This window comes from Henriciella sp., from assembly GCF_049649345.1.
In the GTDB taxonomy this organism is placed as follows: domain Bacteria; phylum Pseudomonadota; class Alphaproteobacteria; order Caulobacterales; family Hyphomonadaceae; genus Henriciella.
This window is the reverse complement of record NZ_JBARZC010000028.1, coordinates 1-1,510: the sequence shown is the minus strand read 5'-3', so window position 1 is coordinate 1,510 and position 1,510 is coordinate 1. Positions and strand designations below refer to the sequence as shown.

General features: G+C 61.9%; 1 protein-coding gene. It reads right to left on the bottom strand.

What is annotated here, in order from left to right:
* Positions 1 to 1,510: diguanylate cyclase domain-containing protein (locus tag WA989_RS00735; protein WP_424338620.1), on the bottom strand; the 1,510-nt coding region annotated here is incomplete at both ends.

The window sequence follows — 1,510 nt, the reverse complement described above, 5'->3', positions numbered from 1 at the left end:
AGAGATTCCGGTGGCGCAGATCCGCAGCGCTGAAATTGACCGAAACGAATATCTCGTCAGGCCAGGATTTCGCCGTGGCAACCGCCTTGCGCAGGACGAATTGAGAGACAGCTGCGCTTTTGCCCTCGCGCTTGGCAAGGGTGAGGATCTCCTCGGGCGAAATCATCCCGAATTCTGGATGCGTCCAGCGCAGTAGCGCTTCAGCCCCGAGAATGCCACCATCCTCTGCGCGCACGATCGGCTGGAACGCCAGATGCAGTTCGCGCCGGGCCAGTGCCAGAACGAGGTCATGGGCGAGCACACGGGTCCGCCCGATCGCCGCGCCGATCTCCGCATCATAGATCTTGAGTTGCCGCTTGCCTTGCGATTTTGCGTGATAAAGCGCGCGGTCGGCCTCAAGCTCCATGCGTTCGAGCGAGGTCTTGCGCCCGTGATTGATGCTCGCCCCGATGCAGCACGAAAGCGGCAGGTCGCGCTTTTCGATCGTGAAACCACCCATCAGGTCGGACAGAGCCGCCTGCGCGATCATACCCGCCTCCTCCTCCGATCTGCAGGTGGTCAATGCCAGAAACTCGTCGCCGCCCTTGCGACAGATCAGGCAACGCTTCGGCAGCAGCGTGGTAAGGCGCCCGGCGATGGTCGCAATCAGATGATCGCCGATCGCATGGCCATACGTGTCATTGATCGTCTTTAGGTTGTCAGCGTCGATGAAGAGAAACAGCGAGATCGGCGCTGGTACCTCTGGCTCGACGCCCTCGAGAAGCGCGCGGCCGCGACGCATGAATTCGGGATAGTTGAGCAGGTCAGTGAGCGTGTCGCGGGTGGCAAGGCGGTAGACATTCTCGTTCGCGCGCACTTCGCCGGTGATGTCCTTGAGGTAGCCGTGATAGCCTGGAAGCGCGTTCGGCGCTGCGCTCGCTGAACGGCCAACGAGGCGAAAGACCTGTTCGGCGGCGGTCACGAAGGTGATGTCGAATGTGCTCTCACGGCTTCGCCCCTGATTCAGGATCCGCGCCAGCGCTTCGGCATCTCCCGGATCATAGGCGCGCGCGGCGCTCCCCTGAACAAGCCGGGCGAGATTGCCTGGCACCCCGCTTTCCTGCTCGAGCCCGAACATCTGCACGACAGGCCCTGGATCGGTTGTGAGGTTGAACAGATCATCAGATTGCCAGACGCAATGACCGCCTTCGCCCTGATAGGTGCCCATGAGCAGACGGACCATGTCGCGCTGGCGTTCGGCCTCGAGTTTCCCGCCCAGTTCCGACAGGAACATGCCGGTATGTCGCCGGATCGAATAGATCACAACGCAGATGAACGCGGCCATGATGATGAGAAACGGCACCGTCTGGCCGTCGAGCCCGATAAAGACCGACGGCAAGGCCATGAGTGACAGGAGGGACGTGAAGATCAGAGCGGCCAGCGGCACGGGATAGAGTGCGAGCGCCCCGCCCGCGATCATGCCAGCCGTCAGCGCGCTGACAAAGGCAATCTCGATCAGGCTGCCCGAAGG